Below are 18,702 nucleotides of genomic sequence, written 5' to 3' on the forward strand. Positions count from 1 at the left end.
GCTCCCCTTATTTATAACTTCTTTGTTTTAATTCAATATCATTAAACTCTAGTTGCTCTTTATGTAAAACAGCATCACTAGGTTCTCCTTTATATTCCCAAGCGGCGACGTATGCGTAATTTTCATCATCACGTAATGCTTCTCCTTTTTGTTCTCCATCTAACTCTACAGAGTCTTCTCTAAAGTGCCCACCACAAGATTCTTCTCTGTTTAGTGCATCTTTAGCAAATAACTCTCCTAATTCAAGGAAGTCAGCTACACGACCTGCTTTTGCAAGTTCTTCGTTAAACTCTTCGTTAGTTCCTGGTACTCTAACGTCTTTCCAAAACTCTTCTCTTAAAGCTTTAATTTCAGAAATAGCTTCAGTTAAACCTTGAACATTTCTAGACATACCAACTTTGTTCCACATGATTTTCCCTAATTTCTTATGGAAATAATCAACAGAATGGGACCCTTCGTTATTTACAAAAAACTCAATTCTTTCACGAACTTCTTTTTCAGCCTCTTCAAATTCTTTTGTTTCAGTTGAAATTGGACCAGTACGAATATCATCAGATAAATAGTCACCAATTGTATACGGTAAGACAAAATAACCATCTGCTAAACCTTGCATTAATGCTGAAGCACCAAGTCTGTTTGCACCATGATCAGAGAAGTTTGCTTCTCCAATAGCATATAAACCAGGTACACTAGTCATTAAGTTATAATCTACCCAAATTCCTCCCATTGTATAGTGAACTGCTGGATAAATCATCATTGGTGTGTTGTATGGATCTTGATCTACGATCTTCTCATACATTTGGAATAAGTTTCCGTATTTATTTTTGATAATTTCTTGTCCTAATTTAGTCACAAGAGCAGTATCATTTTCATTTAATCCTTTAACGTGTGCAGCTTCTTTACCGTAACGTTGAATTGCCGAAGCAAAATCTAAGAATACAGCTTCACCTGTTGCATTAACACCATAACCTGCATCACAACGCTCTTTTGCTGCACGAGAGGCAACATCACGAGGCACTAAGTTTCCGAAAGCTGGATAACGACGCTCTAAGTAATAATCTCTATCGTCTTCTGCTAAATCTTTTGGTTTTAATGTTCCTGCTTTAATAGCCTCAACATCTTTGATGTGTTTTGGTACCCAAATACGTCCATCGTTACGTAAAGACTCAGACATCAAAGTTAATTTAGACTGATGATCTCCAGAAACAGGAATACATGTTGGGTGAATTTGTGTGTAACATGGATTAGCAAAATAAGCACCACGTTTGTGCGCTTTCCAAGCTGCTGTTACATTACTTCCCATCGCGTTTGTTGACAAGAAGAACACGTTACCATAACCACCAGTACCTAAAACCACAGCGTGAGCTGAGTGTCTTTCGATTTCTCCAGTAATTAAATTACGTGTTATAATTCCACGAGCTTTTCCATCAACCTTAACAACGTCTAACATTTCGTGACGGTTGTACATTTTGATTTTACCACGACCGATTTGACGGTTCATAGCAGAATATGCTCCTAATAATAATTGTTGTCCTGTTTGTCCAGCTGCGTAAAACGTACGTGATACTAGTACTCCACCAAACGAACGGTTATCTAGTAATCCACCATACTCACGTGCAAAAGGTACACCTTGAGCAACACATTGGTCAATAATATTTGTTGAAACCTCAGCTAAACGATAAACGTTTGCTTCACGAGAACGGTAATCTCCACCTTTTACAGTATCATAAAACAATCTATAAGTTGAGTCACCATCACCTTGATAGTTTTTTGCTGCGTTAATACCTCCTTGTGCTGCAATTGAATGCGCACGTCTTGGAGAATCTTGAAAGCAAAATGCTTTTACGTTATATCCAAGCTCTGCTAAAGTAGCTGCTGCTGATCCACCTGCTAATCCTGTACCAACAACAATAACATCTATGTTACGTTTATTTGCTGGATTAACTAAGTCGATATGATTTTTATAATTAGTCCATTTGTCTGCAATTGGACCTTGAGGTATTTTAGAATCTAATGCCATAATATCTCTGTATTTTTTAGTGGTTTAAAAAGTGAAAAATAGCAATGAAGATGAATCCTGCAGGAACACCAATTGCATAAACTTTACTAAATCCTTTTAAACCCTTTGTGTATTTATTATTTGCTCCAACTGATTGAAAAGCAGAATTGAAACCATGTAACAAGTGTAGTGCTAAGAAAACAAATCCTACGCAATACAACGCTACACGCCATAAGTCTTTAAATTTATGTACTAACTCTTCGTGGTATCTAAATTCACCACTAGGTAAAGTACCTGACATATCACCAACAATATATTTGGTATTTATTTCTGGAATCCAGAAATCGATAAAGTGAATAACCAAAAACACTAAAATGAAACCTCCACTCCAGATCATGTTTCTACTCATCCAACTAGAGTTTGCTGCTCCATTGTTTTTTGCATAGCTAATCGCTCTTGCCTTATTGTTTTTTATTTCTAAAACAAATCCCATTACAAAATGGAATATTACACCAATTATTAAAACTGGTTGTAATAAATATTGCACAGCCCAAAACGTACCCATGAAATGTGATGCTTCATTAAAAGCATCTGGACTAATCACAGAAAGGATGTTAATTGCAAAGTGTTGTAAAATAAAAATCATTAGAAAGAGTGCCGAAAGTGCCATAGCAAACTTTCTTCCTATTGAAGAATTTAAAATTCCGCTCATTATAATTGTAGTTAATTATTTGTTATACAAAGATAAGCCACAAGCGATATACTAACAAATTTTACATCTTTTTTGTACTATTTAGAATGAGTATAAGTATGCTATTTTATTTCATTTCATAAATTGGTGTACTAGCCTCAGAATTGGATATTAGCACAGCATAATCAATAAAATCTACGGTAGACTGTCCTTTAACTGCTTCAGTATTGGACTTTTCATCCGTCATTATTACATCAATCAAATCAGGATTGTGATCTGCATAAAGTGTGTTTGTAGCATTAAGTCTAAATAAGGTCTTGTCCGACAACTTAGTCTGTTTTAAGTTTTGAATACCTCTAAAATATTCTTTTTCATAATCTCCAATACCAAAACCAGCTTCAGTTGTAAATCCTTTATAATCTCCATTTTCATTATACAATTCATCCCAAACAACTTCACTATCTGTAAAGTAAGCCATAACCGAAATAACATCTTCTGTTTTATAGATTTCATTTTCTACTAACCTTGTAAAGAAATAAGGATAACCTTCTGCTCCTTCTCTTGATTTACAAATGTGAGAAAAACCCATTCTTAAAAACTGTGGATTATTTTTAAAATCATAAAACTTACTTAACTTTAAATAATTATCATACATGACCTGTTCTCTTTCTGGTGTTGAGTTACCAACCGTAGTTTTAAAATTTGTAATGATATGTTCAAACACCTTAACATCACTAATTTTATTTGTATACAATGCTTTATTTAATTCATAGTCATCGGTTAAAGCTTTTAGTTTATGATATGCAAAACTAAGGTCTCCTCTAGAATAACTAGTCGTATCTATATCAACCATATTTTGTATATCTTGTATGTATGGTAAAGATTGATCTGTATTATTTACAAGTTCTAGTATATGTCTTGAAGCGTATTTATAATTAATTTGATAATCTACACCAACAACGATAAGCCTATCTTTTTCGTCAAAACTATCGTTTAACTTTTTTAAAGCTTTCCATTTGTTATACATCTGGATGGTACGCTCTTGTTTGACTCTGATACCAGAATTTATCACCAAATCTTTTAGGAGTAATGTATCTCCTGTTTTTAAAAATTTATTAAAATAGTGAGCAATACTAAAATCCGTTTCAGGAAGATAATATTTAATAGTTTTAGCATTTAATAAATCCTCTAAAAGTAACAGTTCTACTTCTTCGGTTTTAGCACTACCATGATAACCACCAAAACCTAAAATTTTAAAATTGTCTTGAGGAAAGTTAAAAGAGGCACTATTTAGATCAAACCTATTTTCTTTTAAATAATCTTGCTTGGTTTTAGTACATGATTGGAAAACAATTAATAATATGGCTAAGATTAGTAGATTTTTCATTTTACTTTTTTAAGGTTAACAATTGATAAATACATAATATAGATAATAGTTTATTTAAATTGTTACACCTTAAAAAAATAAAACACCATTTTTTTAACTTGGAATAGCTTAAACTACTCTACTACAAAAGCCTTTTCTAGTCCATCAATTTTTATTTTATAATTTCCTTTAGGAATATAATACTTGTCATTTTTAGCTTTATTTATATCCAAAGTTACATTGTCTTTCATTAACGTTTTACGACCTTTTTCAGACAATGTTAAATCATAGTCAATATAATTAAACCCTTTATCTAAATTAACTTTGAAGCTTTGTATTTTTTTATTGTTTTCTGAAAGGATTTCAACCTCTTTTTCACCTGAAGTATTACTAAATAATTGAATAGTTGTACTAGGTTGGAAAGGCTGCATCCATTTACTCCAAGAATTTCCCCAACGAGATGAATATCTAATTTTATTTAAGTCAAAAATTGTAATATTACTTGACTTAATAGTCGAATTATAAGCTTGTAATGAAGCTATATTAGTTTTATAAATGCCTCGACCATGAGTCCCTAACAACAAATCATTACTTTCTTTTTGAGTTTTAATATCATGAACAGCTACAGCTGGCAAATTTTTAGAAAACGCTTCCCATCGTTCTCCATTATCAAAACTAACATAAGCACCATTGTCTGTACCTAGGTATAAAATACTGTCTTTAAATTCATCTTCAACAATAACATTAACAGGTGATGTAGGGATATTTGCACTAATAGACTCCCATGTTTGCCCGTAATTATCACTCTTAAATACGTAGGTATTAAAGTTATCAAATCTGTAACCATTTAATGTAACGTAAACACGCTCTTTTTTATGTCTAGAAGCTACTACACGACTTACCCATAAATCATTTGGTAAGTTTGTCGAAATATCTTCCCAAGTTGCGCCTTGATTTTTGGTAACACTTATTACACCGTCATCACTTCCAACATACATTAAACCAAACTCAAAAGGAGATTCGCTTATAGTTGTTATTGTTCCATAAGCTACGTTTCCTTTTTTACCACCTTGAGTTAAATCTTGACTAATCGCTGTCCAAGTATCACCTTTATCCAAAGACCTCATTAATTTATTACCACCTAAATATAGAATATCTTGATTATGTTTTGACAAAAGGATTGGTGTTTGCCAATTAAAACGATAAGGTTTTTCACCCAACTCATGTTTAGGTTGAATATACTTTCGATCTCCTGTGCCTCTATCAATCCTATAATAATTACCAAATTGATAACCTGTATAAACAATATCCGAATTACGATTATCTATTTGGATTTGCATACCATCTCCACCCATTATTGATTCCCAAGGATATTGACCTGATTGATGCCAAGCTTTATTTTCTTTAACATTATTAGCACCTACCCAAACACCATTATCTTGTAAACCTCCATAAACGCGATAAGGTTTTTGATTATCTACATTTATTGCATAAAATTGTCCAACTGAAGGCGAGTTATTTTTTATCCAATTTTCGCCATCGTCATAAGTAATATTAACTCCACCATCATTACCATTAATTAAATGGTTAGGGTTTTGTGGATTAATCCAAAGCGCATGATGATCTGCATGTACATTCTCGGCACTAATAGATGTAAACGTTTGACCTCCATCTTTAGATTTTAAAATTGGCACACCATAGACATAAATATCATTTTGATCTGATGGCGACACATATATATGGCCAAAATAATAGCCATAACTGTAATATAAATCATCTAAATAATCTTTATGTGTTTTTGACCATGTTAATCCACCATCAGTACTTTTATAAACTTCCGCTCCAATAACTGGTGTATCAAATAGCATAGAATTAGCATCTTCTAAATAATGAGCTAGATCAATAGGCTTAACGTTTCCGCTACGTACCATTTGCTTCACATTTTCTGATCTATATTTTTCCTGAAAACCATTCATTTTCAAAAAACTATTTAACTTTTTATCTTCTAAACTTAAAAATTCAGAAGTACTCATCTTTTTAAAATCGTCTTTTTGAAGCCCTCTTCTTTTCTCTTTTTTTCCGCTTGACGGTCTTCTAAATTGACTATCATGTATGGCATAAATAATATTAGTATTGTAAACAGCTAATCCAATACGACCAACACCTTCACCAGTTGGAAAGCCACTTTTTTCTGTAGACACCTTAACCCAAGTATCTCCAGCATCTGTACTTTTATATATTGCCGAATTATTTCCGCTTCCATCAAAATTCCATGCTTTTCTGTCTTTTGTCCAAGACGTTGCAAACATCGTATTATAATCATTTGGTGCATGTTGCATATCTATTATTCCGCTAGCGTCATCAATAAATAAAGTTTTAGACCAAGTTTGACCTCCATCTTTAGTTTTATACACACCTCTATCTTCTGATTTAGAGTACAAAGCACCAGTAACACCAACAGTTACTTCATCTACATTATTAGGATTTATTAAAATACGTCCAATATGTTGCGAGTTTGGTAACCCTACAAATTGCCAATTTTGACCATTATCAGTAGATTTAAACATACCAACTCCAGCGTATGAAGATCTTGATGCATTATTTTCTCCAGTACCAACCCAAATAGTTCCGGTTTTCCAGTCTACAGCAATATCGCCAATATTTTGGGTTTGTGTAACATCCATAACTGGACTAAAAGTTGTTCCATTATTTGTAGTATACCACAAACCTCCTGAGGCATAACCAACATAAAACTCTGATGGTTTTTCAGGATTAACAGCTAAATCAACAACACGACCACTCATGACTGTTGGGCCAATGTTTTGAAAAGCTACATTTTTAACAATGGAGTTAGATTGCAATTGTGCTTTTTGGGTTAGTAAATCCTGTTGCGCATTAACAGAAAATACGATAAATAGGGATAAAATAAATCTTAATTTCATAGTTGAATTTTATAAGGTTTGAAGATACAGATAAAAGTAAATAGTAACAAGCAAATAATTAAATCAAGATAGATTTTAAGATGCTTTTATAACTTATGTATTTTAAAGTTCTTATTTTTACGACTGATTATAATTTCCGCTTGACGGAAAATTTTATAACTTCATTTTATCAATGTTTTTTTCACTACTGTGAAAATAAAAAAACTATATTTTTCCTTATGAAATATCACCAAATAGACCCCGCTCTTTTTATAAAAAACCGTAAAAACTTTGCTTCTCAAATGAAGCCAAAAAGTATTGCTTTTTTTAATTCAAACGATATTTACCCAATTAGTGCAGACAGCACAATGCCTTTTCAACAACACAGAGACATCTTTTACCTAAGTGGTGTTGACCAAGAAGAAAGCGTTTTAGTCTTGTTTCCTGATTGTCCAAACCCAAAAAACAGAGAAGTTTTATTTTTAAAAGAAACCAATGAGCACATTGCTGTTTGGGAAGGTGAAAAATTAACTAAAGAAGCTGCGTTAAAAACTAGCGGAATTGAAACCGTATACTGGCTACAAGACCTAGAAAAAGTAGTATTTGAAATGATGACACAAGCCGAAACGGTTTACATCAACACCAACGAACATTACAGAGCCAATGTAGAAACTGAAACCAGAGAAGATCGTTTTAGCAAATGGCTAAAAGACAAATATCCTGCACATAGTGTTGCTAAAAGCAACCCAATTTTACAACGTTTAAGATCTGTAAAAGATCAAATAGAATTAGACTTAATCCAAACCGCTTGCGAGATTACAAACAAAGGATTTAGACGTGTTTTAAATTTTGTTAAACCTGGCGTTATGGAATATAATATTGAAGCCGAGTTTATGCATGAATTTTTAAATAACCGTTCTAAAGGTTTTTCATACACACCAATTGTAGGTTCTGGTAACAACGCTAATGTATTGCATTATATAGAAAACAATCAAGAGTGTAAAGCTGGCGATTTAATTTTAATTGATGCAGGAGCAGAATATGCTAATTATGCAAGTGACATGACACGTACCATACCTGTTTCTGGACGTTTTAACGACAGACAAAAAGAGGTTTACAACGCTGTTTTAAGAGTTAAAAATGCAGCTACCAAAATGTTAGTTCCTGGAACTATTTGGAAAGATTACCACGTAGAAGTTGGTAAATTAATGACTAGTGAACTTTTAGGATTGGGCCTATTAGATAAAGCAGATGTACAAAACGAAAATCCAGATTGGCCTGCTTATAAAAAATACTTTATGCATGGTACGTCTCACCATATGGGATTAGACACGCATGACTATGGTATTTTAACAGAACCAATGCAAGCTAATAATGTTTTTACAGTTGAACCTGGAATTTATATTCCTGATGAAGGATTTGGTATTAGACTAGAAGATGATGTGGTTATCCAAAAAACAGGAGAACCATTTAATTTAATGCGTAATATACCTATTGAAGTAGAAGAAATTGAAGAGCTAATGAATAAGTCATAATATAATTTACATTGAAAAGCGAGCCTCAAAGCTCGCTTTTTAAATTTTATAATTACCACAATTTAAATACAAGATGAAGACACTTAAAGAGCAAACAGATGCAAAAATTGAATCAGGAAGAAAAAACAATCCTGAATTTATGAAAGGTGTTGATGACATTATAAAACAAGCAAAAGCTTTTGAACAAGGCAAAGATGCTTTAAAGATAAACACAAAAGCTCCTGAATTTAATCTTCCAGATCCTAAAGGCGACCAAACTAGTTTATCAAATTTATTAAATCAAGGTCCAGTTGTTGTTACTTTTTATCGTGGTAGTTGGTGTCCTTATTGTAATTTACAACTTAGAGCGTTACAAGCTAGATTAAAGGATATTTATGCTTTAGGTGCGACATTGGTTGCTATAAGCCCTGAAGTACCTGATGGATCATTGACTGAAAACGACATAAACAATATGGACTTTATTATTTTATCTGATCAGGATGCAAAAGTAGCTTCAAGTTATGGTGTAGCATGGAAAGTACCAGATTTTTTAATGGACCACATGCGAGTAGACAGAAACCTTGATTTGAAAAAAATCAATAATGGCAACGGTAGTGTTTTACCTATTCCTGCAACTTTTATAATAGGTCAAGATGGCTTAGTAAAATGGAACTATGTAAATGTAGATTACAGAACACGCTCAGAACCTGAAGAAATTATTGAAGCTTTAAAAAAGCTATCGTAAAAAATACATTTAATTTTTAATAGAAAAGCGAACTTAATAAGTTCGCTTTTTTATTTTACACCAATACACTACCGTTTTCAAAAACATAACGCTGTAGTTTTTGTAATGTTTCTAATTTATCACTAGTATTAATTAATAAGGAAATATTATTATTACTTCCTCCATAAGAGATCATTCTTACATTAACATCTTGTAAAACTTGAAATAAATTTGGTGTATCTGCGTGATAAATAATTGCGTTACCAACTAAACAAACTATGCTCATATAATCATCAACCTCGACTAAAGCAAAACGCTCTAACTCTTCAACAATAGCTTCTAGATGTGTCGTGTCATCAATAGTTAATGAGACAGCAATTTCTGAGGTTGTAATCATATCTATTGAGGTTTCATAACGCTCAAAAATCTCAAAAACTTTCTTTAAAAACCCATGAGCCAATAACATCCTTACAGACTTAATTTTTATTGCTGTTATACCATCTTTAGCTGCTATTGCTTTTATGCCTTCACCATGTACTTGATTAGTTATTAACGTACCATGTGCATCTGGTGACATGGTATTTTTTAATCGTACAGGAATATCAAAAGCACTCACTGGCATTACGGTTTGAGGATGCAATATTTTAGCTCCAAAATAAGCCAACTCTGCAGACTCATCAAAAGACAAATTAGATATTGCCTGTGTATTATCAACATATCTAGGATCGTTGTTATGAAAACCGTCTATATCAGTCCAAATCTGTACTTCTTCTGCTTTAACAACAGCTCCAATTATGGTTGCTGTATAATCGCTTCCTCCACGTTGTAAATTACTTACTTCTCCTTCAGCATTTCGACATATAAAACCTTGAGTGATATAAATTTGAGCATCAGGTTTTTCAGCAATAACTCTATCTAAATTTTGTTGAATGTAAAAATTATCTGGTTCATTAGTTTTATCAATCCGCATAAAATCTAAAGCAGGCAATAATGTTGCATTAATGTTTTCTTGCTGTAAGTAAGCGTTAAAAATGTAAGTAGACAGCAATTCGCCTTGAGCGACAATTTGATTATAAAGTAAAGTCGTGTGAAGTTTATTAATAGAAGCTTCTAATGTATTAAACACATTACTAACGTAAACAAAAACAGATTTATATATTTCTGGGTTAGTTATTAATGCTTTTATCGTAGTATCATAATTTGCTCTAAGTGAAGTAATGGTAGCCAAAGCTTGATCAAAATTACCGTTTTTAATATCTTCAGACAGACTAACTAAAGTGTTTGTTGTTCCTGACATTGCAGATAGTACGACTATTTTTTTTTGTCCATCATTAATTATATTTTTAACATTAATCATGTTTTTTATTGACCCAACAGATGTACCTCCAAATTTTAATACCAACATATTATTTCTTTTTTATAGCACAAAATTAGTCAGCAACACACTGAAACCCATAAAAATGAAAAAATTGTACTACTTTTACACAAATTGTTAAATAATTAACAAAAATGCGTTTATGAAAACAATAGCCTCTTGTGTTGAAGACATATTAATTACCCAACCTTTTCTAGAAGAAGCACTATCCCGAAGTATTATTAACTACTCTGCGTTAGCAGAAGAACTTAACGCTCCAATTAGTGCTATGTTGCGTAAACCTGTTAAGTCTGGAGCCATCATGATGGCATTAAGACGATACAACACACCTAATACGTTACGACACTCGCTAAAACTAAAAAGCACATTGCAAAAATTAGGAGACATTACTGTACGCTCTAACTTGAGTGATTTTACATTTCAGAATTCTGAAACATTAATACAGAGTCACACTAAAATTTTAGAGCAAGTCGAAACTGATAAGGATATTTTTTACGCTTTTACACGAGGTATTTATGAAAGCAATATAATTATATCAAGTTCGGAAAAGAAAGTTGTTACTAAATGTTTTGCTAACGAACATCAAATTGGATTACAAGAAAGCTTATCTGCAATAAGTGTGCGTTTACCAAAGGACAACTCAAAGATATCGGGATTATACTATCAGATATTTAAACGTTTGGCTTGGGAAAACATACCAATTTATGAAGTAGTATCTACTACAAACGAGTTTACTGTTTTAGTAGAAGACCATGTCGTAGACAAAGCATTTTCAGTTATTAAAAACTTAAAAAACTAATTATTGTTTAAGTACAACCAATTCACCTGATTCGATTGCTTTGTTATAATTTGCTTTTACTGTTTTATAAAGATTGAAAAATTTAGATTCATCTTTCATTTTTAAAACAACAGTTGTGGTATTATAATTTAGTTCTATGACTTGATCTACAACCACAACCTGATCTATAACAGGATTATAACTTGCTAACTGACCACGTTTTACTAAAATATTTAACTTAGGAAAATCTACATATTTGTAACTTTCTGCTTTAGGTGATTTAACAACTAGTTGATCACCAACTTTTGGAGTGTTTTGACCAAAAGATATGAAGGTAAAAACTGAAAATACTAAAGTGAAAATAAAATTTTTCATAGCTTAAATTTAAAATAAATGAATGTCACAAAATTAACAAATCAACTTAAAAAAATCAAGATTTTTGAGTTTTCAAATTAGTTAAAATTAAGCCAATACAAGCAGGTAAAACCCATCCTAAACTATGCTTAGCAAATGGAATATAGTCAACAATAGTAGATAATGTATCTGAAGGGCTTAAAAACCCTAAAACATCAGTTATACTAAACAAAAACGTTAACAACACAACAACTTTAAAGACTAGTGATGAAGTGTATTTGTCAGGCATAGCATTTAATATAATTAAAACAATAGTAATTGGATAAATAAATAACAATACTGGTAATGCAATTACAATAATATCATTAAAATCCAATTGCCCTACTATTACTCCAAATACAGACGCTAAAACTGCAGTAATAATATAAACGGTTTGAGAGTTATGTAATAATCCTTTAAAATAATCTGCAGCTCCTGTGACTATACCTACAGCTGTAGTAAAACAAGCTAAAGCAATTAACACACTTAAAATACTGTAACCAAAACTACCTAAAGCTTTAGAACTAATACCTATTAATAAGTCCGCACGTTGGACATCATTACTTAGTCCACTATTTAATTCTATTTCTGAACCGTAAAAGGCTCCTACAGCAATCAATCCTGCATAAATAACAAACAAACCTAAACCAGCAATAACACCTGACTTTTTTATTAAGTCTTTTTTATACTCAAAAGACTGATTAGATTTTATATTTATTGAAATTATAATTACTGCGCCAACTACAACTGCTGCAATAGCATCAAAAGTTTGATAACCTTCCAAAATCCCATCTACTATTGGTGTATCAAAACTAGAATTACTAATATCCATTTGTGCATTAAACAAACCTATACCAATAACTAATAGTAATATTAAAACAATAAAAGGGGTTAAATACTTACCTATAACATCAAGTATTTTAGAACGGTTAAGCGCAAAAACTAAAACCAAAGCAAAATAAATACTACTTGTTAAAAGCGGAGATGTCCCAAAATTAGGATGTATAGCAATCTCATGTGTCGCTGCTGCAGTACGTGGAGAAGGTATAGCTACTGCAATAACATAAATTAATATACAATACACCAAACTAAAAAGAGGAGATACTTTTTTACCAAAATCATACAAAGTACCTTGTAATTTAGCATGCGCATAAATACCAATAATAGGGATTGCTACAGCTGTAATAACAAAACCTAAAGTAACCCAAAACCAATCTTCGCCAGCATTATATCCTAATAAAGGTGGTAACAATAAATTTCCAGCTCCAAAAAAAAGAGAGAACAAAGCAAAGCTTGTTATTAAAAGGTCTTTTGTATTATTCAAAATTAGTCTTGTTTAATTAGTTTTAAATCTTCAAAATCAAAGCTAAAATCTGTTATTGGAGCTATTGGCTTTAAAGTTGCGCTTACTGCTTGCCCTTTTTCATTAAAAACAAATTGCATAAAACAATCCGCATCATAACTTCTGTTATTCCATTTTACAACAAATGTAGTCGCATTATAAGGCAATAACTTCCCTTTTAATGTAGCAGATTTTTGAGACTCAATTACAAGGTCGTTTCCGTTTTTTGATAAAACAATATCACCAAACCAAGCATCTTTATATGTACCTGTAATAATAGAGGCTTTAGTTATGACATTATTGTTTTTCATTTTAGAAACTTGATTAAAAACTGCAGTTTTAATACTATCATTATATTTATACCAACCAGCATTACTCTTACCCAATTTTTCTAACCAATTACGGTTTTTGTAACCCAAATAACTATCCTTAATAGTATTTGTTATTGTTGTAAACGCTGAACCATTCATTTGGTTAGTTAATACTACAATTGCCAAATCCAAATCCGGAATCATAGTAAACTGAGTCACTGTACCCAACAAACCACCTGTATGATATACTTGTTTATAACCTCCTTTAACATCTGTTACAAACCATCCTAACCCATAACCTTTAAAATTAGAATTATAACTATCGTTTTTACTAACTTTTAAAGGTGTTTGCAATTGCCAAAGCTCATAAAATTGAGCTTCAGATAAAAGACGCTCACCATTTTTAGTCACAGCATCATTCATTAAAAACTCAGCCCAAGTCAGCATATCATTAACATTACTTACAATTCCTCCAGCAGGATTAGCTGTTGGACTCCAATCATGTGGTATTTGTTTTAATTTACCATCAGCAAAAGTATGTGCTTCAATAATATTTGATTTATCACTAACACGATTATAAGACGCTTTACTATTTAACATACCTACTGGTTTCATTATTTTGGTTTCAATAAACTCTTCCCAAGACAAACCACTAACACGCTTTAAAACCTCTCCAGCAATAATAAACATATTGTTATTATAAGCAAACTGACTTCTAAAAGAGCTTTTAGCATCTAAATAACCAACATTACTAATCACATCTTCAACCTTAAAATCTGCTTCCGGAAAAAACATTAAGTCACCAGCACCAAGTCCCATTCCGCTTCTATGGGTTACTAAATCTCTAACAGTAAACTGCTCTGTAACCCAAGCATCTTTTAATTTAAATTCCGGAATATGCTGTCTAACTTTATCGTCCCAACTAAGTTTTCCTTGATCCACTAACATAGCTAAAGCAAAACAAGTAAACCCTTTACTGTTAGAAGCCACACCAACTAAAGTATTATCATCCATTGGTTTATTATTAGACAGTGCACGCACACCATGACCTTTGGCGTACACAATTTTTCCGTCTTTAATAACACCTACAGAAATACCAGGAACCTCAAAAGTTTTCAAAGTATTTTCAATAAGCTGATCTAATTTCTGCTCTTCAACCTGAGCACTTAAAGTAAAACAACTTAGACAAGCAATAACATAAAGGATAGGTGCAAATTTCATATTTCTTTTAAAAATTAAAATGAAGGATACCAAATATAGTAAATCCACAACCAAAACCACACACTAAAATCACTACATAACCTATCTTTGCAAACTATGATTTTAAGTTATAAAGGCATATCAATTTCTTACTCAGTATATGGACAAGGTGAAACTGTGGTTTTACTCCACGGTTTTCTAGAAAATAGTAGCATGTGGACACAAACCGTTGCAACACTTTCTAAAAGCAATCAAGTAATTACTATAGATTTATTAGGTCATGGTTTAACAGATTGTTTAGGATACATACACACAATGTCTAATTTTGCAGATGCAGTAGATGCGGTTTTACTTCATTTAAAAATTAAAACCTCAACAATTATTGGGCATTCTCTAGGTGGATATGTTGCTTTGGCTTTCGCCGAAAAAAAGCCAGATGCGTTAAAAGGACTATGTTTATTAAACTCCACTCCATTTGCAGATAGCCAAGACCGTATTAAACTCCGAAACAGAGCCATTCAAGTCGCAAAAACAAATTACCAAAACCTTGTCAGCATGTCAATTAGTAATTTATTTTACGAAAACAACCGACAGCAATTTGAAAAAGAGATTGAAATAATAAAAAACGAAGCCTTAAAAACACCTCTTCAAGGTTATGTTGCTACACAAGAAGGCATGAAAATTAGAACTGATAAAACCTCCGTTTTCTCTAAGTTAAACTGCAAAAAATTAATAATTGCAGGTACTAATGATCCTATTTTATCAACAAATGACTTATCCAAACTAAAGAGAATGAATGATTTAAATATTGTGCTTTTACATGGTGGACATATGCTATATATCGAAAATAAAGATGAATTCCTACAAAAAATAGTGCATTTCATCGAATAATTAAATCTTTTAGTCGTTTATTCAAAAATAAGTTCATAAATTAGAGCATCCCTATTAGTCAGGCTTTTAACCACATACAAAAACTGACAAAAAAACTAATTATGAATCTAGTACAAACTAAACCAACAAAAAAAGGAAAGTTATACTGCTCAATCTTTGGACACAACTTTCAAGTAAGCAAACAAATTACTTATCACGTTAACGAATACCAATGTAGCCATTGTAAAAAAGAAATGACCACTGATAGCACAGGTCAATTAACAGCAATGACACCTAAATACAAAGAGATTAACTCTGTATTAGAGCGCATACACCAAAACAAATTAGTACGTTACGCCAAACAACAGAATACAAAAGTTTTAAAAATGACGTCTTAATCTTTATCAAAACTATTCCAACCTTGTGCTGTAAGCTCAATTTTTTGCTCACCTCTAGTTACTAGATGTGCACCAGAGGCAGCTTCTGTTATAAAACCAATAACCGTTAAGTTTGGATTAGCTTTAATTTTAGGATAATCTTCTTGAGATATAGTCATTAACAACTCGTAATCTTCCCCTCCACTTAAAGCAATAGTAGTGCTATCCATGCTAAACTCTTCAGCTGTAGAAATTACCTGAGGATCTAATGGCAGCTTGTTTTCATATAAATCGCAACCTACTTTACTAGATTTACACAGGTGTAAAATCTCAGATGACAAGCCATCACTTATGTCAATCATTGAAGTTGGTTTAACCTCTAATTCATGCAATAATTTTACGATATCCTTACGTGCTTCAGGTTTTAATTGACGCTCAACAATATAAGTGTAAGCATCTAAGTCTGGCTGACTGTTTGGGTTAACTTTAAAAACTTCTTTTTCGCGTTCTAAAACTTGTAACCCTAAATAAGCACCACCTAAATCACCAGAAACAACTAACAAATCGTTAGGCTTTGCGCCACTTCTATATACTTCACTATCTTTTTCTACTTGACCAATTGCTGTTACAGATATGATTAATCCAGAAGTTGAAGACGTAGTATCACCTCCAATTAAATCAATATCATATAATTTACAAGCGGTTTGAATTCCAGCATACAACTCTTCAATAGCTTCTAAAGGAAAACGGTTTGACACAGCAATAGACACTGTAATTTGAGTTGCTTCAGCATTCATAGCATAAACATCAGATAGATTCACAATTACAGCTTTGTAACCTAAATGCTTTAAAGGCATATAGCTTAAATCAAAGTGCACACCTTCAACTAAAAAATCTGTAGTAACAACTACTCGTTTATTATCAAATTCCAAAACAGCAGCATCATCACCAATAGCCTTAATTGTTGATTTCTGTTTGATTTCAAAACTTTTAGACAAATGGTCTATTAAACCAAATTCCCCTAATTGACTTAAGTCTGTACGTTGTTGATTTTTATCTTCTATCATACTGCAAAAATACTAAGCTTAATTTAATAGATAAGCTAAATACATTTAAATTGTTAGTTTTTTAACCATTCTATGTTATACTTATTATAAATTAAGCATTTTAACACGTAAAAAATGTAAATTATCGTTAATTCTGCTAAATTTGTTACTAATCTTTAAGAATAATTTAACCCAAAATCGATGCTTAAAAAACTACTAATTGTGACTTCTCTTTTTATAGGTCAATTAACACTAGCACAAAACCCTTGTGTTAATGGGTTTGTAACACATACTCTTAATGGTATTGACACTACTTATCCTTGTGATGGTTACGATTTACTATCACGAGTACCTATTACTACTCTAGCCACAACTTTAGGTAATGAAGAAGGAAGCGATGTTTGGGGCTGGACAGACCCACTTGATGGTAAAGAGTATGCGATTGTTGGCACTACTAACAGTACTGCTTTTGTAGATATAAGTGACCCAATCAATCCTGTATTTTTAGGGCGAATTGAAACTTCAAATGGTAACACATCATTTTGGAGAGATGTAAAAGTATATAACAATCATGCTTTTATAGTAGCAGATGGTGTTGGGAGTCATGGAATGCAAATATTTGATCTAACTAATTTACGCACTGGACCAAATAGTGATTTAACTTATACCAGTGACCCTTTAGACGGTAACGTGAATGTTTTTTATGGTGATAACGGAATTACAATTGGTAGCTGTCACAACATAGTCATTAATGAAAGTGAAGGCGTTGCTTATTTAGTAGGTTGTGGTGGAGCAGCCAGTGGTGGGCCTGTTTTTGTAGACATTACAAATCCACAATCACCTACTATTTCGGGAAGCTATTCTGGTAAAGGCTACACACATGACGCACAGGTTATTACCTACAACGGATCAGACAATAATGCCACAAGCCCAACAGTTACGGGAATAACAAGCTATATTGGAAGACAAATATTATTAGCCAGCAATGGTGGCTCTAATGACCGAGTGGTAATTTTAGATGTAACAGATAAATCAAACCCTCAATTTATATCAGAAATCACATATCCAAATCCTGGCTATGCACATCAAGGTTGGTTTACAGATGACCACAGGTATTTTATTTTTGGAGACGAAACTGATGAGCAAAATTTTGGTTTTGGAACAAGAACTTTCGTTTTTGACCTGTTAGATTTAGATAATCCAGTATTAGCAACAACTTACGAATCTTCATTAGCAGCAATTGACCACAATGGCTATGTTAAAGGAGATAAATTTTACTTAGCTAATTACAGAGCAGGATTACGTGTTTTAGATATTCCGACACTTATTTCTTCTAACAATTCAAATTCTGAAATCGCTTATTTTGACACCTATCCTTCTAGTAATAGCGCTAATTTTAATGGTGCATGGAGTACATATCCTTATTTTGAAAGTGGTAATATAATAATAAGTGATATTGAAGGTGGCTTGTTTATAGTTAGACCTAGCAACTCACCTTTAAGCACTCCAGAGTTTTCTATAAAAAACTCTTTTTCATTAGCACCAAATCCTACAAATTCTAGCACTACCATAAGCACAAATAAAACAAAAAAAATAAAAACTATTGAAGTTTACAGCGTGATAGGTAAAAAGGTTTATTTCAAGGACAATATTGACCAAAATAGCTTCGTTTTAAATACAGATCATTTAGCTAACGGAATATACCTTGTTAAGATAAATAGCACTACAACAAAAAAATTAGTAGTTAAAAAGTAATATTTCAAATTATGAGTTACCAACATGTAATTGATTAAAA

General features: G+C 32.2%; 15 protein-coding genes. 6 read left to right on the forward strand and 9 right to left on the reverse strand.

The window, feature by feature from the left end; genetic code table 11:
- Positions 1 to 7: 7 nt before the first annotated feature.
- The 4 genes from ITB9_RS10260 to ITB9_RS10275 form a co-directional block, all read right to left on the reverse strand.
- On the reverse strand, positions 8 to 2,020 hold the full coding sequence (locus ITB9_RS10260) for a fumarate reductase/succinate dehydrogenase flavoprotein subunit (RefSeq protein WP_054852149.1): 2,013 nt from the start codon (positions 2,018 to 2,020) through the stop codon (positions 8 to 10).
- Positions 2,021 to 2,036: 16 nt separating this feature from the next.
- Positions 2,037 to 2,711, reverse strand: a complete 675-nt coding sequence (locus ITB9_RS10265; RefSeq protein WP_054852150.1) for a succinate dehydrogenase cytochrome b subunit — start codon at positions 2,709 to 2,711, stop codon at positions 2,037 to 2,039.
- Positions 2,712 to 2,817: 106 nt separating this feature from the next.
- Positions 2,818 to 4,077, reverse strand: coding sequence for a hypothetical protein (locus ITB9_RS10270; RefSeq protein ID WP_054852151.1), 1,260 nt, complete (start codon positions 4,075 to 4,077; stop codon positions 2,818 to 2,820).
- A 113-nt stretch (positions 4,078 to 4,190) separates the two neighbouring features.
- Complete coding sequence (locus ITB9_RS10275; RefSeq protein WP_054852152.1) at positions 4,191 to 6,998, reverse strand: sialidase family protein; 2,808 nt, start codon at positions 6,996 to 6,998, stop codon at positions 4,191 to 4,193.
- A 218-nt stretch (positions 6,999 to 7,216) separates the two neighbouring features.
- Here ITB9_RS10275 and ITB9_RS10280 point away from each other — a divergent pair, with 218 nt between their 5' ends.
- Positions 7,217 to 8,512, forward strand: coding sequence for an aminopeptidase P family protein (locus tag ITB9_RS10280; RefSeq protein WP_054852153.1), 1,296 nt, complete (start codon positions 7,217 to 7,219; stop codon positions 8,510 to 8,512).
- Between the two features lie 73 nt (positions 8,513 to 8,585).
- Positions 8,586 to 9,236 carry a peroxiredoxin-like family protein gene (locus ITB9_RS10285; protein ID WP_054852154.1) on the forward strand — a complete coding sequence of 217 codons (651 nt, stop codon included), beginning with the start codon at positions 8,586 to 8,588 and terminating at the stop codon, positions 9,234 to 9,236.
- Between the two features lie 55 nt (positions 9,237 to 9,291).
- Here the strand turns inward: ITB9_RS10285 and ITB9_RS10290 are convergent, their stop codons facing one another.
- Entirely contained in the window at positions 9,292 to 10,620 is a 1,329-nt protein-coding gene (locus ITB9_RS10290) for an aspartate kinase (RefSeq protein WP_054852155.1), read from the reverse strand.
- 112 nt (positions 10,621 to 10,732) lie between these two features.
- Here ITB9_RS10290 and ITB9_RS10295 point away from each other — a divergent pair, with 112 nt between their 5' ends.
- A complete protein-coding gene (locus ITB9_RS10295; protein WP_028290242.1) occupies positions 10,733 to 11,389 on the forward strand; it encodes a hypothetical protein in 657 nt (218 codons plus the stop codon).
- On the opposite strand, the gene ITB9_RS10300 is transcribed toward ITB9_RS10295, so the two are convergent.
- Genes ITB9_RS10300 through ITB9_RS10310 form a run of 3 tightly spaced genes read right to left on the reverse strand, consistent with a single transcriptional unit; the run spans position 11,390 to position 14,635 of the window.
- A complete protein-coding gene (locus ITB9_RS10300) occupies positions 11,390 to 11,743 on the reverse strand; it encodes a hypothetical protein (RefSeq protein ID WP_054852156.1) in 354 nt (117 codons plus the stop codon).
- A gap of 55 nt (positions 11,744 to 11,798) precedes the next feature.
- On the reverse strand, positions 11,799 to 13,085 hold the full coding sequence (gene brnQ, locus ITB9_RS10305) for a branched-chain amino acid transport system II carrier protein (RefSeq protein ID WP_054852157.1): 1,287 nt from the start codon (positions 13,083 to 13,085) through the stop codon (positions 11,799 to 11,801).
- A 2-nt stretch (positions 13,086 to 13,087) separates the two neighbouring features.
- Positions 13,088 to 14,635 (reverse strand): serine hydrolase, encoded by a 1,548-nt coding sequence (locus ITB9_RS10310; protein ID WP_054852158.1) that lies wholly within the window; start codon positions 14,633 to 14,635, stop codon positions 13,088 to 13,090.
- 96 nt (positions 14,636 to 14,731) lie between these two features.
- On the opposite strand from ITB9_RS10310, the gene ITB9_RS10315 reads away from it, so the two are divergent.
- On the forward strand, positions 14,732 to 15,505 hold the full coding sequence (locus ITB9_RS10315) for an alpha/beta fold hydrolase (protein ID WP_054852159.1): 774 nt from the start codon (positions 14,732 to 14,734) through the stop codon (positions 15,503 to 15,505).
- Between the two features lie 101 nt (positions 15,506 to 15,606).
- Positions 15,607 to 15,882, forward strand: a complete 276-nt coding sequence (locus ITB9_RS10320; protein WP_051431161.1) for a hypothetical protein — start codon at positions 15,607 to 15,609, stop codon at positions 15,880 to 15,882.
- Here the strand turns inward: ITB9_RS10320 and thiL are convergent.
- A complete protein-coding gene (thiL, locus tag ITB9_RS10325) occupies positions 15,879 to 16,928 on the reverse strand; it encodes a thiamine-phosphate kinase (RefSeq protein WP_054852160.1) in 1,050 nt (349 codons plus the stop codon). The two genes, ITB9_RS10320 and thiL, sit on opposite strands and share 4 nt — an antisense overlap.
- Before the next feature lie 180 nt (positions 16,929 to 17,108).
- Here thiL and ITB9_RS10330 point away from each other — a divergent pair, with 180 nt between their 5' ends.
- Complete coding sequence (locus tag ITB9_RS10330; protein ID WP_054852161.1) at positions 17,109 to 18,662, forward strand: choice-of-anchor B family protein; 1,554 nt, start codon at positions 17,109 to 17,111, stop codon at positions 18,660 to 18,662.
- Positions 18,663 to 18,702 lie beyond the last annotated feature (40 nt).

The sequence above is a fragment of the Olleya sp. ITB9 genome (assembly GCF_001315805.1).
Lineage (GTDB): Bacteria > Bacteroidota > Bacteroidia > Flavobacteriales > Flavobacteriaceae > Olleya > Olleya sediminilitoris.

What these genes read in the sequence shown, in the direction of transcription:
- ITB9_RS10260 (WP_054852149.1), bottom strand. Translation starts at nt 2,020, where the DNA reads ATGGCATTAGATTCTAAAATACCTCAAGGTCCAATTGCAGACAAATGG.
- thiL (WP_054852160.1), bottom strand. Translation starts at nt 16,928, where the DNA reads ATGATAGAAGATAAAAATCAACAACGTACAGACTTAAGTCAATTAGGG.
- ITB9_RS10285 (WP_054852154.1), top strand. Translation starts at nt 8,586, where the DNA reads ATGAAGACACTTAAAGAGCAAACAGATGCAAAAATTGAATCAGGAAGA.
- ITB9_RS10300 (WP_054852156.1), bottom strand. Translation starts at nt 11,743, where the DNA reads ATGAAAAATTTTATTTTCACTTTAGTATTTTCAGTTTTTACCTTCATA.
- ITB9_RS10280 (WP_054852153.1), top strand. Translation starts at nt 7,217, where the DNA reads ATGAAATATCACCAAATAGACCCCGCTCTTTTTATAAAAAACCGTAAA.
- ITB9_RS10265 (WP_054852150.1), bottom strand. Translation starts at nt 2,711, where the DNA reads ATGAGCGGAATTTTAAATTCTTCAATAGGAAGAAAGTTTGCTATGGCA.
- ITB9_RS10320 (WP_051431161.1), top strand. Translation starts at nt 15,607, where the DNA reads ATGAATCTAGTACAAACTAAACCAACAAAAAAAGGAAAGTTATACTGC.
- ITB9_RS10315 (WP_054852159.1), top strand. Translation starts at nt 14,732, where the DNA reads ATGATTTTAAGTTATAAAGGCATATCAATTTCTTACTCAGTATATGGA.
- ITB9_RS10290 (WP_054852155.1), bottom strand. Translation starts at nt 10,620, where the DNA reads ATGTTGGTATTAAAATTTGGAGGTACATCTGTTGGGTCAATAAAAAAC.
- ITB9_RS10330 (WP_054852161.1), top strand. Translation starts at nt 17,109, where the DNA reads ATGCTTAAAAAACTACTAATTGTGACTTCTCTTTTTATAGGTCAATTA.
- ITB9_RS10310 (WP_054852158.1), bottom strand. Translation starts at nt 14,635, where the DNA reads ATGAAATTTGCACCTATCCTTTATGTTATTGCTTGTCTAAGTTGTTTT.
- ITB9_RS10275 (WP_054852152.1), bottom strand. Translation starts at nt 6,998, where the DNA reads ATGAAATTAAGATTTATTTTATCCCTATTTATCGTATTTTCTGTTAAT.
- ITB9_RS10295 (WP_028290242.1), top strand. Translation starts at nt 10,733, where the DNA reads ATGAAAACAATAGCCTCTTGTGTTGAAGACATATTAATTACCCAACCT.
- ITB9_RS10270 (WP_054852151.1), bottom strand. Translation starts at nt 4,077, where the DNA reads ATGAAAAATCTACTAATCTTAGCCATATTATTAATTGTTTTCCAATCA.